Raw genomic sequence first — 16038 nt, 5'->3', positions numbered from 1 at the left:
ACTGAATTGATCAACAGGGACAATGGAAGATGACTAAGAAATTTTCGCAGGAACATGAATGGATCGAGCTTGAAGACGGTGTGGCAACCGTTGGTATTACCGATTACGCGCAGCAGTCGCTGGGCGATATCGTGTATGTCGAGCTGCCGGAAGTTGGCAAGAAACTGACCAAGGATGGCGACGCCGCGGTTGTTGAATCGGTCAAGGCTGCCAGCGACGTTTACGCCCCGCTCGATGGTGAAATTGTCGAGGTCAACGAAGAGCTCGATGACAATCCTGCACTGGTCAATGAAGCCCCGGAATCGGATGGCTGGTTCTTTAGAATGACACTGACCGATGAATCCCAGCTTGATGAGCTGATGGATGAAGCTGCCTACAAAGACTTCGTCGAAGGCCTTTAAAACATGCGTTATCTCCCACTGACACGCGCTGATCGTGCTGCGATGCTTGATACCATCGGGGCATCATCGGTTGATGAACTTTACTGTGATGTGCCCGACGGCGCGTTGCTTGACGCACCTGTTGATTTGCCATCCCACCTTGGCGAAATGCAGGTTGAACGCGATATGATGGCCTTGGCCGCCAAAAACATGGGCGCATCAAGCGTGCCCAGTTTCCTGGGTGCGGGTGCCTATCGCCACCATGTCCCGGCGACGGTTGATTACGTGATCCAGCGCGGTGAGTTTCTGACCGCCTATACCCCGTATCAGCCGGAAATCGCGCAAGGGACGCTGCAATACCTGTTTGAATTCCAGACCCAGGTTGCCTCGATCACCGGGATGGATGTTGCCAACGCGTCGATGTGGGATGGTGCGACATCCTGTGCCGAAGCGGTTCTGATGGCCTGCCGCGCGACCCGTCGCAAGAAGGCGGTGCTTTCGGGTGGTCTGCACCCGCATTACCGCGAAGTGACCGAAACCTATTGCCAGTATAGCGACACCGAAGTTGCCGGGCGCGATGGGCATCCGGAACATCAGGCAACTGCCGAAGAACTCAACGATCTGATCGATGATCAGACCGCATGTGTCGTGGTGCAGTACCCGGACGTGTTTGGCCGCATTCAGGATCACACCCAACTGGCTGATCTTTGCCATGCCAAGGGTGCGCTTCTGGTGGTGGTCTTTACCGAGGCGGTGGCGTTTGGCGCGGTGAAATCACCGGGCAGCTTTGGCGCAGACATCGTTTGCGGCGAAGGCCAGTCGATCGGTAACGCGCTGAACTATGGTGGGCCGTATGTCGGTCTGTTTGCCACCACGCAAAAGCTCGTGCGTCAGATGCCGGGCCGTCTTTGTGGTGAAACGGTTGATCAGGACGGCAAGCGTGGCTTTGTTCTGACGCTGTCGACCCGCGAACAGCATATCCGCCGTGAAAAGGCGACCTCGAACATCTGCACCAACTCGGGCCTGTGTTCGCTGGCCTTTACCGTGCATATGAGCCTGCTGGGTGAAGACGGTTATCGCCGTCTGGCGACATTGAACCATGAAAATGCCTGCAAGGCGGCGGATGCGATTGATACCGTTGGTGGGGCGTCTGTCGTCAATGACAGCTTCTTTAACGAATTCACCGTGAAGCTTTCCAAGCCGGCCGCCGAAGTGGTTGAAGCACTGGTTGCCAAGGACGTCCTTGGTGGTGTGCCGCTGTCGCGTCTGTATCCGAACCGTTCGGATCTGGATAACTACCTGTTGGTTGCGGTCACCGAAACCAACACGGACGAGGATATCGCGGCCCTTGCGTCCGCATTGAAGGAGGCGCTGGCATGACCTTTACAACCCATACCGGCAACCGTGGACTTGTTCTTGAAGAAAAGCTGATTTTCGAGCAGGGCCAGCCCGGCCGTACCGGCGTTGATTTGCCGGAACCCAAGGGCACCAAATCGCGCCTTGGCGGTCTTGATCGTGATAGCGACGTTGGTCTTCCGGGGCTTTCGGAGCCGCAAGTCGTGCGTCACTTCACGCGCCTGTCGCAGAAGAACTATGGCATTGATGCCGGTTTCTTCCCGCTTGGTTCGTGCACGATGAAGCATAACCCGCGCCTGAATGAAAAAGTCGCGCGTTTGCCCGGTCTTGCCGATTTGCATCCGATGCAACCCGAAAGCACCGTTCAGGGTGCGCTGGAACTGATTGATCAGTGTGCGCATTGGCTTTTGGTCCTGACCGGCATGCCGGCGGTTTCCATGTCCCCGGCAGCGGGTGCGCAGGGCGAACTTTGCGGCATGATGGCCATTCGCGCGGCCCTTGATGCGCGCGGCGAAAACCGTCGTCGCGTTCTGGTGCCGGAATCAGCCCACGGGACCAACCCGGCAACCGCAGCCGCGTGTGGCTTTACAGTTGATTCGATCCCCGCGACCGAAGACGGCCGTGTTGATCTGGCGGCGTTTGAAGCCAAGCTTGGCGACGACGTGGCGGGTATCATGCTGACCAACCCGAATACCTGCGGCTTGTTTGAACGTGATGTCCGCAAGATTGCCGATCTGGTGCATGAAGCGGGTGGTTATTTCTATTGTGATGGTGCGAACTTCAACGCCATTGTCGGTCGGGTGCGCCCGGCAGACCTTGGTATTGATGCGATGCATATCAACCTGCACAAGACGTTCTCGACCCCGCATGGTGGCGGTGGACCGGGTTCAGGACCCGTTGTCTTTTCCGAGGCCCTGGCACCGTTTGCCCCGATCCCGTATGTCGTGAAAAAGGGTGACGGTTTCCATCTGGTCGAAACCGCAGACGAAGAAGACGGCATGAAGCCGTTTGGGCGTCTGAAAGGCTTCCACGGTCAGATGGGCATGTTCATTCGTGCGCTGACCTATATGAAAAGCCATGGTGCAGATGGCCTGCGTCAGGCATCGGGTGATGCGGTTCTGAATGCCAACTATCTGCTGGCGCGTCTTAAGGATAAGCTCAGTGTCGCCTTCCCGGGCTATTGCATGCATGAAGCCCTGTTTGACGACGGCTTCCTGAAAGATACCGGTGTTTCGACGCTGGATCTGGCCAAGGCAATCATCGACGAAGGGTTCCACCCGATGACGATGTATTTCCCGCTGGTGGTTCATGGGGCGTTGCTGATCGAACCGACCGAGACCGAAACCAAGGAATCGATCGATCAGTTCTGTGATGCGATTCTGTCGCTTGTGGCCAAGGCCGAGTCGGGCGATGCAGAATTCTTCAAGAATGCACCGTACCTGACCCCACGCAGACGCCTTGATGAAACGGCGGCTGCACGTAAGCCGGTTTTGCGCTGGAAGCCTGAAACAGCTTGATAACCAACGCAACCTGACCTTTTGGAGCACCCCGGTCTTTTGGCCGGGGTGTTCTTTTTCAAAGACTTGGACTTGAAACCCATTGGACTTGTCGCAATCTGCACCCTTATACTTGCCGTAATAGTAATGAACGCCGTTAAAAAGGTGCGTTTGGGGATTTAGTGATCGGACGCATGTCCGTTCCGGAGGGTTAAAGTCAGTTATGTCTCGTCGCGTGCAAAAAGTATTCACTGCCGAACGTCGTCTTAAAGAACGCACCGGTGGTGTTGTTGAGGATTGGTCTGACTCCTTCTTTGACCCGATGCTGGAAAGCGGTATGGGGGCAGGGGAACCGATGCAGGCATCCTTGCCGGCAGCGACGAGTGCCCCGGAAACGTCCGGTATTACCCAGGCTGTTCTTGATGAAATCAGAGCACTGCGTGGTGAAGTTTCGCAGCTGCGTCAGGCCGTGGCATCGGGTGGCGTTCCAGCCAGTGACGTCGCCACCCCGTTTGCATCAAACGATGCACCGATGGATGAATTGCCAGAGCCGGTTTCAAGTAACCCAACCCACTCCAATCGCCCGGGAGCGGCAGAGCCCGACCGTGACGATCTGGAACTGATCCGTACCCAGATCGCGGAAATGAACGAGCACATCCACCGAGCCAAGGTTCAGATTGCGTCGCTGCGCCATCCAAAGGCACAGGATGACCGACTGGTAAGTGCGACCTCGGAACTTGATGCCATCGTCAAGGATACCGAGATGGCGACCCATACCATTCTGGAATCCGCCGAGCAGATTGACGATCTGACGATGACGCTTAAAAACTCGGCGCCGAGCGATTTTGTCGCCGATCATGTCGAACAGATTGCCTTCATCGTAACCAAGATCTTTGAAGCCTGTAACTTCCAGGACATTACCGGCCAGCGCATCAACAAGGTGGTCAGCACGCTTGAGTTCGTTGAAGAGCGCGTCCACAACATGATCTCGATCTGGGGTGAAGATGCGTTTGCCGAATTGCCGGTTCCTGAGGTCGAGGAAGAATCACGGCCCGAGGATGCTGACCTTCTGAATGGTCCGCAGCTCGAAGGGGAAGGCATCAGCCAGGACGATATCGACAAGTTGTTCGAATAATTCGAAAAATGCTTGGTTTTGTGCTGTGATTTAAGGTAGTAGCGTGAGCTATATCTTCTTGGCAAAGAGCGCTTCGGGCGTTTTCGCCCAGTCATTTGTCAGTCAAAAGTTTACATATGTAAGGTAAGTTCTTACCTATAAGAATAAGAAGCTATGTTGGGATGCGTGTAACATACGGTTGCACGCGTTTTGGCGTGCTTGGAGGTTAATATGGGATTTTGGTCTCTCGGTGCTATTCGCCAGCCAAAGGCACAAGATATAAAATGGCGAAAAAGCCCACGTGGGGAGTACTACCGCCTGTTCATGATCGACGATATTTCAGAGCTTGGCCTGGATGGGGTCGGTGGCGTTTACTTGCTGTGGCATGGTGGCCTGAAGCCGTCTTGGCTGGTGGCTGGTGCAACAGAAGATCTTGGACACAGTTTTTCTGAACTGATGCGAGATCCGGATATTCGCGAATATGACACCCGTGGCGGGGTCTATATGAGCTGGTCGCCGATCAAAGACAGTTTCCGGGAAGGTGTTGTGCATTTCATTGCCAAGCACACCAACCCGACCTTTGAATGCGATTATGACAGCAAGGAAGACCCGATACCGGTTCTGCTTCCGCGCTGATCAGGCAATAATATTCCCTACATTCAAAGCAAAAAGCTCCGCAAATGATTGCGGAGCTTTAAGCGCTTGTTGCGGGAAAGTTTCCGGTTTTAAAGCTTTTTCAGAACAGCTTCGGCACTTGAAACTTCAAACGCGCCCGGTTCTTCGATGGCAATGTCGGTAACTTTGCCGTCTTCGACAATCATGGCGAAACGGTTGGCACGCTTGCCAAGGCCGCGGCCGGTCAGATCAAGTCCAAGCCCGGTTGCGTCGACAAACGCCAGATCCCCGTCCGAAAGCATGGTGACGTCGTTGGCCTTTTCCGCATCGGCCCATGCCTGAAGGACAAAGGCATCGTTTGATGCAAGGCAGGCAATCTCATCGACACCTTTGGCTTTGATCTCATCGGCTTTGGCAACAAAGCCCGGAAGGTGTTTGGCCGAGCAGGTCGGGGTAAAGGCGCCCGGTACGGCAAACAGGACAACTTTGCGACCTGCGAAGAATTCCTTGGAATTGACGGCTTCCGGACCGTCGCTGGTTGCGCGGAAAAGGGTAACTTCCGGGAGTTCGGAACCGACTGAAATGGTCATGGGTATCTCCGTTATTTGGCGCAATCCCGTTGACTGCGCGCTGGATCGCATGCCGGAATCAAACACCAAATCTGCTTGGCATTCAATGCTTTCACGCAGAGTTTTTAACAGGTTTCATCTGCCTGACTTCAATTGGCAGCAATTTTGGGCCTATGTGCACCATAACGCCTGCCTGCTCACAGGAGCGGAAACACTACGCGTTCCCAATCAGATGTGATCACTGAACCGAACTGGCAAGGCTTGCCGAACCGTTTGCATCTTCAAGCGCACCAAGAACCTCGTCCACACCGAGCAACTCTGAAAGCAGAATGCCATCCGGTGCACCCGGACCAAATACTGCATTGAACGGAATGCCAAACCGGCCATAAGAGGCAAGGTAATCGGCAATCTTTTGATCCGGACGGGTCCAGTCGGCCTGCATCAGGACAACATCAACCTGCATCAATGCATTTCGGACGTCGGGTTTTTCGAGAACCAGCTTTTTGTTGACCTGACAGGTCACACACCATTCGGCCGTAACATCGATCACGACCGTCTTTCCATCGGCAACCAAACCATCAATGGTTTCAGGTGCAAACGCCTGCCAGACAAGCGTGCCATTGTCTGATGATGCGCGTGGCGACGACGGCGGCTGTGAAAAGCCCGGCGCAAACAGTGCAACCAAGAAGCCCAGTACCGCCAGTGACGTAAAGGCAAAGCGTGGACGCAGGTTTGATGTGCGTTTGCGGGCCCAGATAAAGACGCCGCCCAAAATAAGGCCAAGCCCGACAGCAATCGCACCACCCATGCCGATCTGAACCGACAGAATGCCCAGAAGCCAGATCGCCGTGCCGATCAGGGCAAGACCAAGAACAACTTTGACACCATTCATCCAGCGGCCCGGTTTGGGCAGGATATGTGCCACACGCGGTTGGATGGCAATCGCGAAATACGGTAGCGCCAGGCCGATCCCCAGCAAGGTGAAGATCCAGAAGATATCAAACACACTGCCCGCCAAAGCAAATCCAACCGCCGTGCCAAGGAACGGGGCAGAGCAGGGGGTTGCCAGCAAAGTGGCAAACATACCGGTCAGGAAGTTGCTGCTGATATGGTGGCCGTGGCTTTCGCTGCGTGTGATGGCATCATTTGCCGCGTTGCCAAGCTGATCCGGGCCGGAAATTTCAAACAGCCCCCACATATTCAGCGCAAACAGGGCGAGAATGATCGTCATAACGGTCAGGAACAGCGGTTGCTGGAACTGAATGCCCCAGCCAATGGTGCCCCCGGCCAGTTTGATGCCGACCAGAACAGCGGCAATCACCCAGAAGGATGTAATGATCCCGGCGGCACTGGCCAGGAAACCGATGCGCACCCGATTGATGTCCTGTTCGCGGGCCTTCAGGGCCGACATGACCTTGATCGACAGGACCGGCAACACACAGGGCATGACGTTCAGTATCAAGCCGCCAAGCAAGGCGAACAATCCGATCATCGCGAAACTCATGCCCGCCGTTGCGGCCGCGCTGGATGCTGTGCTTATGGTGGCGTTGCCATCACCGACAACAAGGTTTTGCTCCACCGAAAGCGGACCGGCAATGACGGTGACGGTGACCGGCTGATCTTTCAGTGTCTGGTCTTCGGCCAAGCCCATGACGGTCAGATCGAAATACTGAACATCCTCGTTGCTGCCCGTCGCGGTCGTTTGCGGTTCGGGCAGACCGAAACCTGCGCGCAGGTCGCTCTCGATCAGGATGTCGTCAATGTCGACCCCGGCATCATCAATGCCGCGAACACCGAGGCGCAGGCTGTGCGCATCGCCCTGATTGATGCTGGAAATGCTGGTGACTTCGATGGGAAGGCCGGTGCCCCGCAGCGGCACCTTGGAAACAAATTTTTCGATCTGGTGGGCGTGATTGCTGGCGATCGAGGTGCCTGCACCAGCGGTGGTACTGGCGGGGATATCAATATCAAAGCTGGCATTTGCCGGAATGCAGATGTCGCTGCACACCAGATAATCGACATCAAGGCGGATCGCGACCGGCTGGGCCGGATCGGGGATCGCAACATCAATCGGCAGAATGATGTGATCCTTGTAGCCGAATGTTTCGAGGCCAAAGATCGAAAAGCGGTGAGGGGCCGGCCAAAGGATGTTTGCGGCGCCTACATTTTCGGACCCGGTCCAGTCAAGTTGCGGCGGGAACCCGGCATCGCCTGCGCTGCGCCAGTAAATCTTCCAGTCGGGTTGCAGTTCGTATTCAAGGCCAAGACGGAGTGTCTGTTTGCCGCCGGTTTCGGTTTGCGCACTGATCAGGCGGACTGACGTGAAGTCCTCATCGACCCAGTCGGTTGCCATATCCGATGCAGCCAGTGCAACAGAACTTGCACCGATAGATGACAGGCAGATGGCAGTCAAAAGAGCCAAGCGGGTGATAAGGTGGCGGAGCACGTGTTGTTCCTTAAGCACGAAAAACCGATTTGCGCAGTGTTGGCCAAACTTGTGGCACAGAAGAGGCGTAATTCCAATCCCCGTTCAAATCAAGCCACGACTGTGTGAACGCCCTATCACTAGCACATGCAGGCAGGGGCTTGTCCTGATCCAACGCAAAACGAGACGGATCCATTGCCATGGCAGTGCGTTACTACCTACATGAGGTATATGGGAAACCGGAATGTCAAACGACAAAAAACACGGTTTTCCGGGTTCTTGATGGAAATGGGCAGGTATTCGCGCTAGGCTCTGTGAAACAGGATAAAGAGAGTTGCGACATGGCAGAAGGTATAGGCACGGGTGATTATCTCGGCGGTAAGCTGTTGGTAGCGATGCCGGGCATGCGTGATCCGCGCTTTTCGCAAAGTGTGGTCTATATCTGTGCGCATAACAAAGACGGTGCGATGGGGCTGGTGATTAACCGCCTGATCGACAGCATCACTTTCCCGGAATTGCTTGAACAGCTTGGCATTGCACGCCCGGCACCGACCATCGAAGACATTCAGGTCCATTTCGGTGGCCCGGTTGAAAGCAGTCGTGGCTTTGTTCTGCACTCGACCGATTTCTCGAATGAGGCGACCCTTCATGTTGATCGTGGCGTGTCGGTGACAGCCACAGTTGATATTCTTGAACAGATTGCCGTCGGCGAAGGCCCGCAAAGCCGCATCCTTGCCCTTGGCTATGCCGGATGGCGCAGCGGGCAGCTTGAAAGTGAAATCCTTGCCAATGGCTGGCTTCACGTCGACGCCGATGCGGATTTGCTGTTTGATACCGATTGCGAAGACAAGTGGGAACAGGCGTTCTCGCGGCTTGGCTTTGCGCCGGAACTGCTTTCGGGTGAAGCCGGACACGCCTGAGGCACAGATTTTCACAAACTGCCAAAAGAAAAAGCCTGCCAATCTGGCAGGCTTTTGTTTTGCGCGGGATTGTGCGGATCAATCAAACAGGGCGTCGATTTCTTCCTGTGAGAAGATCTGGTCGACTTCATCCTGGGACACACGATTGGCATTTTGCGGTGCCTTGGTGACTGTTTTATCCAGGTTGTCGAGGCCTTTGGGGTCTGGCGGCAGGTCAAAGTCGCCAAAGTCATCCTCACCCCAAATCTCGATCACACGGTTCACGCGTTCCTCGATATACTTCATGGTATTGACGACTTTGGTAATCCGCTGTCCGGTCAGATCCTGGAAGTTACAGGATTCAAAGACCTTCACCACCAGTTCGACAATGTCATCGGCCAGCCCTTGTGTGTAGTCATCCGGCGCGGCGGAACGGATATTGTGGGCAACCGCGTCAATCTTTTCGACGGTTTCAAGGATGTTGGCAGTCGCATCCTCGGTGGCGGCGACGACGGAATCAAGTTCACCCTTTACGATATTCAGGCGTGTGCCGCTGTCATCTTCGGGCGCGGTATAAAGGGCCGCGATTTCGCGTTTTGTTTCCTGAATGGAATTGGCAAGGGCGCGAACTTCGTTTTTGACCAGGCGCAGTTCGTTGCGGGCGTCGGCCTGTTCGTCGTCTTCCGGGTCGATTGCCTTGTTCGCCTTTTTCTGCTCTTCGATCATCACGCGGATGTCGGTAAGCAGTTCAAGCTTGAGATCCTCTATCGCGGTATGCAGGCTCGAAATGTCGGCACCACCGACAGAGCCATTCGCATCAGTCGGCATGTCGGTCGGCAAGGCGACCATGTCGCTCATGGTTTCGAGTTTATTGAGCAACCGCATTTCCGCGGTAAATAGTCTTTTACTTCCTGAGCGTGCCATAGACGAACCTCTGTCTTTGAACCGTCTGCATCGGGCAGCAACCTGGCTGGTTGCGGTGCACGGAACATCGGGAATGCATACGTTTTGGTAGAATAGTCCGCAAAGCTGATATATCCAACCGAATTTCTATCCGTGATATTGGGGAAAAGTCCGCTCAATTAAAGGGTTCGGACAGTATTTTTGCATTTGGTTTTTTACGGCCAGCGTCAGGCCGGTGTCCGAATCGTTGGCAAAATCGATCCTGGAGCGGTCTGTTGCGAAAAATCAGCCCGGATCAGGACGCTGTCAGGATGACGTAACGTCGTGTTGATCCGGCGATGTGCGGATCGCGTAGGATTTGAAAAGAAACGGCTTTAGCCATTGGTTGAAGTGATTCTAACGAGTTTTGCGCATATATTGCAAAGCAGCATTCGTTGGAAAGGTGAAAATCGGCCATGCGGAATGGCGGTTTTTCTATCCAAGGGTGGGTGTTTAGAACGATTTCAGCCAAAACCACTGCGCTAATTTGATGGATTATCAAATACATTTTTTGTGCAACGCAGCGAGGTTTTTTCTGGAACAGGTGTCGAAGATACGCTATTTGCCTGCGTTACCAATGTACTTTCATGTGCAGGCTATTTAAGAATAAGATATGTCAGAGGAAATGCTCCGGCCCGTTGATTTTTAATCTTTGGTTGAAGCGGTGAAATGTCCCCCGCAGGGCACATGACGCCGGGTCAACAAAAGCAGACGGGGGTGGGGAAGAGTGAGGCATATCGCCTTGAGATGTAATGCGAGGGGGCAGATTCGCATGTCGATCAAGAAGCTATTTCCCATTCTGTTGTTGGGATTGGCGGTACTTACCGGGTTAGACAGTGCAGCGATTGCTGCCGTTGGTCAGCCCGAGCCGTGGCAGCTTGGGCTGCAGGACCCGGTTTCACCGGTGGCTGTTGAAGGCCAGAAATTCTTTAATTTGCTTACATGGCTGATGACGATCATTACCGTGATCGTATTGGCTTTGTTGCTCTATGTGCTTTTCCGCTTCAGCGCAAAACGCAACCCGGTACCGTCAAAAACAACCCACCATACCCTTCTTGAAGTGGTCTGGACGGTTGTTCCGGTGCTTATTCTTCTTGTTATCGCGATCCCCTCTTTCCGCCTGCTGTATTTTGCAGACCGTGTCGAGGATGCCGATCTTACGCTCAAGATTATCGGCAAGCAGTGGTACTGGACATATGAGTACCCCGATAACGGCAACTTCACATTTGATTCCCTGATGATCGATGAAGAAACCGCTGTTGCCGAAGGCCTTAACCGCCTTCTGGATGTGGATAATCCCGTTGTCCTGCCGGTGGATCAGAATATCCGCCTGATCATGACTTCTGACGACGTGATCCATAACTGGGCCATGCCATCGCTGTTCATCAAGCTTGATGCCGTTCCTGGCCGACTGAATGAAACCTGGACCCGCATTCCAGGCGAGTATGCCGGTACGACATTCTATGGTCAGTGTTCCGAGCTTTGCGGCGTAAACCACGCCTATATGCCGATCGCTGTCAAAGCTGTTACGATGGAAGAATACGAGGCCTGGGTAGCCAAGGCCCAAGAACAGTTCGCATCTGCTGATTTGCCGTCCGCGGTATCAGTGGCATCGGCAGAGTGAGGGAGAGATTGATGGCTCACGCTGAAACACATGATCACGATCATACCCCCGGCTTCTTTACCCGTTGGTTCCTGTCGACCAACCACAAGGATATCGGGACTCTTTATCTAATCTTCTCAGTGCTTGCCGGTTTGATCGGTGGTGCGTTTTCGGTCTGGTTCCGTATGGAACTGGCACAACCGGGAACCCAGGTCATTGATGACCCGCAATTCTTTAACGTGCTTGTGACCGCACACGGCATGATCATGGTGTTCTTTGTTGTCATGCCCGCGATGATTGGCGGCTTTGGCAACTGGTTTGTTCCGATCATGATTGGCGCGCCGGATATGGCGTTCCCGCGTTTGAACAACATTTCGTTCTGGCTGATTGTTCCGGCCTTTATCCTGCTGATGCTGTCGGCTGTTGTCGGCAGTGGTGCCGGCACCGGCTGGACGGTTTATCCGCCACTTTCAAGTGTGCTTGGCCATCCGGATGCCTCGGTGGATATGGCGATCTTTGCCCTTCACCTTGCCGGTGCCAGCTCGATCCTTGGTGCGGTGAACTTCATTACCACCATCTTTAACATGCGTGCGCCGGGCATGACCCTGCATAAGATGCCGCTTTTTGCTTGGGCAATGCTGGTGACGGCATTCTTGCTGCTGCTGGCGGTGCCGGTACTTGGTGGCGCGATCACCATGCTTCTGACCGACCGTAACTTTGGTACGGATTTCTTTAATCCGGCCGGTGGCGGTGACCCGATCCTGTATCAGCACCTGTTCTGGTTCTTTGGTCATCCGGAAGTGTACATCATGATCCTGCCGGGCTTTGGCATCATCAGCCACATCATCTCGACCTTCTCGCGCAAGCCGATCTTCGGTTATCTCGGGATGGCCTATGCGATGGTGGCAATCGGTGTTGTCGGCTTCATCGTGTGGGCGCACCATATGTACACGGTGGGCTTGGATGTTGATACCCGTGCATACTTTACCGCAGCGACGATGGTGATTGCGGTGCCGACCGGGGTTAAGATCTTTTCGTGGATCGCGACCATGTGGGGGGGCTCGATCACCTTGCGGGCTCCGATGCTTTGGGCGATCGGCTTCATCTTCCTGTTTACTGTGGGCGGTGTGACAGGTGTGATTCTGGCGAACTCGGGCATGGATCTGCCGCTGCATGACACTTATTTCGTTGTGGCGCACTTCCACTATGTTCTGTCGCTTGGCGCTGTCTTCTCGATCTTTGCTGGCTTCTACTATTGGTTCAGCAAAATGTCGGGCTACGAGATTTCCGATCTCGGTGCGAAGATCCACTTCTGGCTCTTCTTCATTGGCGTCAACCTGACCTTCTTCCCGCAGCACTTCCTGGGGCTTGCTGGCATGCCCCGTCGCTATGCCGACTACCCGGATGCGTTTGCGGGTTGGAACATGGTTTCGTCCTATGGCGCTTACATCTCGTTTGCCGCGACCATCTTCTTCCTTGGTGTGGTGGCGCATGCCTTCATCCGTGGCAAGAAGGCCGAAGCAAACCCGTACGGGGAAGGTGCAGATACACTGGAATGGACCGTCAGCTCTCCGCCGCCGTTCCATACCTTTGACGAACTGCCACGTATCAAGTAAGTGATCCTGGTTTAAGTCCCCCGCAGGCCCCGGTTTGCGGGGGGCATCCTACCGCCCCGAAAGAGAAGACCAGAGTTCAAATGACCAAGCAGGCTGCCAACCAGACCATCGCACTCGAAAACGCAGTATCGCTGCCGGTTTCCGATGTGCGCGACTATATCGCATTGCTTAAGCCGGGCGTGATGACCCTTGTGGTTTTCACCGGTGCTGTTGGTCTGTTGATTGCCCCGGGCTCCATTCATCCGTTCCTTGGACTCGTCGCAATCGCCTGTATTGCCGTTGCCAGTGGTGCGGCTGCATCGATTAACATGTGGTACGATCGCGATATCGATATCCACATGAAACGTACCCAGAACCGACCGATCCCGGCCGGGCGGGTGCCTGCTGACGAGGCCTTGTCACTTGGCATTGCCCTGTCGATCGTTTCGGTAACCGTCATGGCGGTTGCCATCAATTTTGCGGCTGCGGCTTTGCTTGCGGTGTCGATCGCGTTTTACGTGTTCGTTTACACCATGTGGCTTAAGCGCAGCACACCACAGAATATCGTCATTGGCGGTGCCGCCGGGGCCTTTCCCCCGATGATCGGCTGGGCGTCGGTGACTGGCGGGATTGATATCAATTCAATCGCGCTGTTCATGATTATCTTTATGTGGACACCGCCGCATTTCTGGGCGCTGGCACTGTTCCGTTGTGGCGATTACGCCAAGGTCGGCGTGCCGATGATGCCGGTTGTTGCCGGTGAAGCCGCAACCAAAAAGCAGATGCTGGTTTATACCATCCTGCTGTTGCCGGTGACGCTTGTACCGGTCGCGACCGGGTTGCTTGGTGTCTTTTACGCCGTGACCGCTGGCCTGACGGGGCTTTGGTTCCTGCGTCATGCGGTTCGTGTTCTGCGCAATGTCGAGGAACGCGCCCCGCACAAGATGTTTGGCTATTCTATCCTGTATCTGTTTGTCCTGTTCGGGGCGATGGTTGCAGACGTCTGGCTTGGCGGGTTGATCGCATGAGTGAGGAACCCAAAATGAACAAGGCGGAACTCGACGCGTTCTATGCCAAGCGCAAAAAGAAGAACTGGGCCTTTCTGGTTATCCTGACCAGCCTGATCGTCCTGTTCTTTGCGATCACGATTTTGAAGATGAGCTAGGAAACCATGGCTGATCAGAAACACACAGATAGTATCAAGGCACGCAACAAGCGCGTTTTGCTGAGCTGTGTTGTCGTCGTTGGCGGCATGATCGGTCTGTCCTATGCATCAGTGCCGCTTTATGAACTGTTCTGTCAGGTCACTGGCTTTGGCGGGACGCCGCAGGTGGGTAAAGACACCGGCGTTGAAGTCTCGGAAAAGACCATCAAGGTCCGGTTCAATGCCGATGTGAATTCCGGCCTGCCGTGGCAGTTCAAACCCGAACAGCGTGAAATCACGGTGCGTCTGGGCGAAGATAATCTGGCCCATTACGTGGCCGAAAACATGTCGGTCAAGCCGATCACCGGTCAGGCTGTCTATAATGTGACGCCGCTCAAAGCCGGGCAGTATTTCAGCAAGATCGCGTGTTTCTGTTTTGACGAGCAAACCCTTCAACCGGGCGAGCGCGTTGACATGCCAGTCAGTTTCTATGTCGATCCGGCGATTGCCGACGACATCAATACCCAGGACGTGAAGACGATTACCCTGTCATACACTTTCTTCAAATCCGAGGCATCGGTGGAAGTAAATGACGGGAACGAAGATCAGGGAGGCTGACAGAACACGGTTTCGTGGACTGGACGGTCTTTGGTTAACAAAGCGAACTTAGAGTTTCTTTTGTAAGGATTGAGGGGGGCAAGGAATGAGTGATCATGCACAAAAGCATCCGTTCCACCTGGTAGACCCGAGCCCGTGGCCGCTGGTGGCTGCGGCGTCCGCCGGTCTTTTTACCGGTGGTATGGTCATGTTCATGCATTCGGACCGTGCGCCGGCTGACTTCTGGCTGGCGGCGATCGGCATTGCAGGCATTCTGTTTGTGATGTTCCGTTGGTGGAGCAACGTGATCAGCGAATCACACATCTATCATAACAAGGTCGTTCAGATCGGCCTGCGTTATGGAATGTCGCTGTTCATCGCATCCGAGGTGATGTTCTTTGTCGCCTTCTTCTGGGCATTCTTCCACAACGCGTTTGTGATCTTCAGCCCCGGTGTGACCGAATGGCCGCCCGCAGGCGTTGAAGTACTTGATCCGTGGGATCTGCCGTTCCTGAACACCCTGATCCTGCTGCTGTCGGGTTGCACCCTGACCTGGGCGCATCATGGCCTTCTGGAAGGTAAGAAAAAGGACCTTGTTCAGGGTCTGGCACTGACCGTTGGTCTTGGCGTTATCTTCCTGTTCCTGCAGGCATATGAATACAGCCACGCGGCATTTGGCTTCTCTGACAACATCTATTCCTCGACCTTCTACATGGCGACCGGTTTCCATGGTTTCCACGTGTTTGTCGGAACGGTGTTCCTGGCGGTCTGCCTTGTGCGCGCGATCAAGGATGGCTTCACGCCGGATCATCATTTCGGTCTCGAAGCAGCAGCCTGGTACTGGCACTTTGTTGACGTTGTCTGGCTGTTCCTGTTCTTTGCCGTTTACATCTGGGGTGGCGAATAAGCCGTCGTCAGGTGACACAAAAGATCATGGATGATTATTATCCAAACCTTTCCCCCATTCGTACCGGGTTGGCATGCAAATGCCCCCGCTGCGGTGGGGGAAAGTTGTTTTCGGGCTACTTGACAGTGCGTGAAACCTGCGAGGTTTGCGGGCTGGATTTGCGCGGCCATGATTCCGGTGATGGTCCGGCTGTTTTCATCATCTTTATTCTCGGATTTCTGGTGGTGCCGATGGCGCTATGGGTCGAAATGACCTATATGCCTCCACTCTGGCTGCACGCGGTTGTGTGGGGACCGGTGATCATTGGTTTGACGCTGGTCTTGCTAAGGCCGCTTAAAGGCATCATGGTGGCGCTGCAATACCGCCACCGATCGACATCCGAACAGGACTGACCCT

Annotated in this window: 16 protein-coding genes; 13 read left to right on the top strand and 3 right to left on the bottom strand. The window is 54.6% G+C overall.

The features are described 5' to 3' along the window. Positions 1-29 precede the first annotated feature (29 nt). The 5 genes from gcvH to TH4_RS02970 all read left to right on the top strand — a co-directional run bounded on the left by gcvH (position 30) and on the right by TH4_RS02970 (position 4982). The gene (gcvH, locus tag TH4_RS02990) at positions 30-401 is read left to right on the top strand and encodes a glycine cleavage system protein GcvH (RefSeq protein WP_008889187.1); all 372 of its coding nucleotides are present in this window, start codon (positions 30-32) and stop codon (positions 399-401) included. A gap of 3 nt (positions 402-404) precedes the next feature. Further along, the gene (gene gcvPA / locus TH4_RS02985) at positions 405-1760 is read left to right on the top strand and encodes an aminomethyl-transferring glycine dehydrogenase subunit GcvPA (RefSeq protein ID WP_064779847.1); all 1356 of its coding nucleotides are present in this window, start codon (positions 405-407) and stop codon (positions 1758-1760) included. Continuing rightward, complete coding sequence (gene gcvPB / locus TH4_RS02980) at positions 1757-3253, top strand: aminomethyl-transferring glycine dehydrogenase subunit GcvPB (protein WP_064779846.1); 1497 nt, start codon at positions 1757-1759, stop codon at positions 3251-3253. Before gcvPA ends, gcvPB begins: the two co-directional genes overlap by 4 nt. Before the next feature lie 202 nt (positions 3254-3455). Further along, a complete protein-coding gene (locus TH4_RS02975) occupies positions 3456-4367 on the top strand; it encodes a protein phosphatase CheZ (protein ID WP_064779845.1) in 912 nt (303 codons plus the stop codon). Positions 4368-4577: 210 nt separating this feature from the next. Further along, on the top strand, positions 4578-4982 hold the full coding sequence (locus TH4_RS02970; RefSeq protein ID WP_245227708.1) for a hypothetical protein: 405 nt from the start codon (positions 4578-4580) through the stop codon (positions 4980-4982). 89 nt (positions 4983-5071) lie between these two features. On the opposite strand, the gene TH4_RS02965 is transcribed toward TH4_RS02970, so the two are convergent. Continuing rightward, positions 5072-5551 carry a peroxiredoxin gene (locus tag TH4_RS02965; protein WP_064779843.1) on the bottom strand — a complete coding sequence of 160 codons (480 nt, stop codon included), beginning with the start codon at positions 5549-5551 and terminating at the stop codon, positions 5072-5074. Positions 5552-5768: 217 nt separating this feature from the next. Continuing rightward, a complete protein-coding gene (locus TH4_RS02960; protein ID WP_064779842.1) occupies positions 5769-7976 on the bottom strand; it encodes a protein-disulfide reductase DsbD family protein in 2208 nt (735 codons plus the stop codon). Between the two features lie 320 nt (positions 7977-8296). On the opposite strand from TH4_RS02960, the gene TH4_RS02955 reads away from it, so the two are divergent. Further along, positions 8297-8875, top strand: a complete 579-nt coding sequence (locus tag TH4_RS02955; protein ID WP_008889194.1) for a YqgE/AlgH family protein — start codon at positions 8297-8299, stop codon at positions 8873-8875. Between the two features lie 78 nt (positions 8876-8953). On the opposite strand, the gene TH4_RS02950 is transcribed toward TH4_RS02955, so the two are convergent. Then, positions 8954-9778, bottom strand: a complete 825-nt coding sequence (locus TH4_RS02950; RefSeq protein WP_245227706.1) for a hypothetical protein — start codon at positions 9776-9778, stop codon at positions 8954-8956. A gap of 790 nt (positions 9779-10568) precedes the next feature. Between TH4_RS02950 and coxB the strand changes: the two genes are divergently transcribed. From coxB to TH4_RS02920, 7 genes are all read left to right on the top strand, one after another. Beyond that, positions 10569-11420, top strand: coding sequence for a cytochrome c oxidase subunit II (coxB, locus tag TH4_RS02945; protein ID WP_064779840.1), 852 nt, complete (start codon positions 10569-10571; stop codon positions 11418-11420). 11 nt (positions 11421-11431) lie between these two features. Next, positions 11432-13015, top strand: coding sequence for a cytochrome c oxidase subunit I (ctaD, locus tag TH4_RS02940; protein WP_008889197.1), 1584 nt, complete (start codon positions 11432-11434; stop codon positions 13013-13015). 80 nt (positions 13016-13095) lie between these two features. Then, entirely contained in the window at positions 13096-14022 is a 927-nt protein-coding gene (gene cyoE, locus TH4_RS02935) for a heme o synthase (RefSeq protein WP_209272100.1), read from the top strand. Further along, positions 14019-14159, top strand: coding sequence for a hypothetical protein (locus TH4_RS20600; RefSeq protein WP_157097699.1), 141 nt, complete (start codon positions 14019-14021; stop codon positions 14157-14159). The genes cyoE and TH4_RS20600 overlap by 4 nt, the downstream gene beginning before the upstream one ends. Before the next feature lie 6 nt (positions 14160-14165). Next, complete coding sequence (locus tag TH4_RS02930; RefSeq protein WP_064779839.1) at positions 14166-14756, top strand: cytochrome c oxidase assembly protein; 591 nt, start codon at positions 14166-14168, stop codon at positions 14754-14756. Positions 14757-14841: 85 nt separating this feature from the next. Further along, positions 14842-15642 (top strand): cytochrome c oxidase subunit 3, encoded by an 801-nt coding sequence (locus tag TH4_RS02925; RefSeq protein ID WP_064779838.1) that lies wholly within the window; start codon positions 14842-14844, stop codon positions 15640-15642. Between the two features lie 26 nt (positions 15643-15668). Further along, complete coding sequence (locus tag TH4_RS02920; RefSeq protein ID WP_064780024.1) at positions 15669-16034, top strand: DUF983 domain-containing protein; 366 nt, start codon at positions 15669-15671, stop codon at positions 16032-16034. Positions 16035-16038 lie beyond the last annotated feature (4 nt).

The organism is Thalassospira tepidiphila MCCC 1A03514, from assembly GCF_001662875.1.
Lineage (GTDB): Bacteria > Pseudomonadota > Alphaproteobacteria > Rhodospirillales > Thalassospiraceae > Thalassospira > Thalassospira tepidiphila.
This window is presented reverse-complemented; position numbering and strand designations above follow the sequence as displayed.

What these genes read in the sequence shown, in the direction of transcription:
- TH4_RS02925 (WP_064779838.1), top strand. Translation starts at nt 14,842, where the DNA reads ATGAGTGATCATGCACAAAAGCATCCGTTCCACCTGGTAGACCCGAGC.
- TH4_RS02950 (WP_245227706.1), bottom strand. Translation starts at nt 9,778, where the DNA reads ATGGCACGCTCAGGAAGTAAAAGACTATTTACCGCGGAAATGCGGTTG.
- gcvPB (WP_064779846.1), top strand. Translation starts at nt 1,757, where the DNA reads ATGACCTTTACAACCCATACCGGCAACCGTGGACTTGTTCTTGAAGAA.
- TH4_RS02975 (WP_064779845.1), top strand. Translation starts at nt 3,456, where the DNA reads ATGTCTCGTCGCGTGCAAAAAGTATTCACTGCCGAACGTCGTCTTAAA.
- gcvH (WP_008889187.1), top strand. Translation starts at nt 30, where the DNA reads ATGACTAAGAAATTTTCGCAGGAACATGAATGGATCGAGCTTGAAGAC.
- gcvPA (WP_064779847.1), top strand. Translation starts at nt 405, where the DNA reads ATGCGTTATCTCCCACTGACACGCGCTGATCGTGCTGCGATGCTTGAT.
- TH4_RS02965 (WP_064779843.1), bottom strand. Translation starts at nt 5,551, where the DNA reads ATGACCATTTCAGTCGGTTCCGAACTCCCGGAAGTTACCCTTTTCCGC.
- TH4_RS20600 (WP_157097699.1), top strand. Translation starts at nt 14,019, where the DNA reads ATGAGTGAGGAACCCAAAATGAACAAGGCGGAACTCGACGCGTTCTAT.
- cyoE (WP_209272100.1), top strand. Translation starts at nt 13,096, where the DNA reads ATGACCAAGCAGGCTGCCAACCAGACCATCGCACTCGAAAACGCAGTA.
- TH4_RS02920 (WP_064780024.1), top strand. Translation starts at nt 15,669, where the DNA reads ATGGATGATTATTATCCAAACCTTTCCCCCATTCGTACCGGGTTGGCA.
- ctaD (WP_008889197.1), top strand. Translation starts at nt 11,432, where the DNA reads ATGGCTCACGCTGAAACACATGATCACGATCATACCCCCGGCTTCTTT.
- TH4_RS02955 (WP_008889194.1), top strand. Translation starts at nt 8,297, where the DNA reads ATGGCAGAAGGTATAGGCACGGGTGATTATCTCGGCGGTAAGCTGTTG.
- TH4_RS02970 (WP_245227708.1), top strand. Translation starts at nt 4,578, where the DNA reads ATGGGATTTTGGTCTCTCGGTGCTATTCGCCAGCCAAAGGCACAAGAT.
- TH4_RS02930 (WP_064779839.1), top strand. Translation starts at nt 14,166, where the DNA reads ATGGCTGATCAGAAACACACAGATAGTATCAAGGCACGCAACAAGCGC.
- coxB (WP_064779840.1), top strand. Translation starts at nt 10,569, where the DNA reads ATGTCGATCAAGAAGCTATTTCCCATTCTGTTGTTGGGATTGGCGGTA.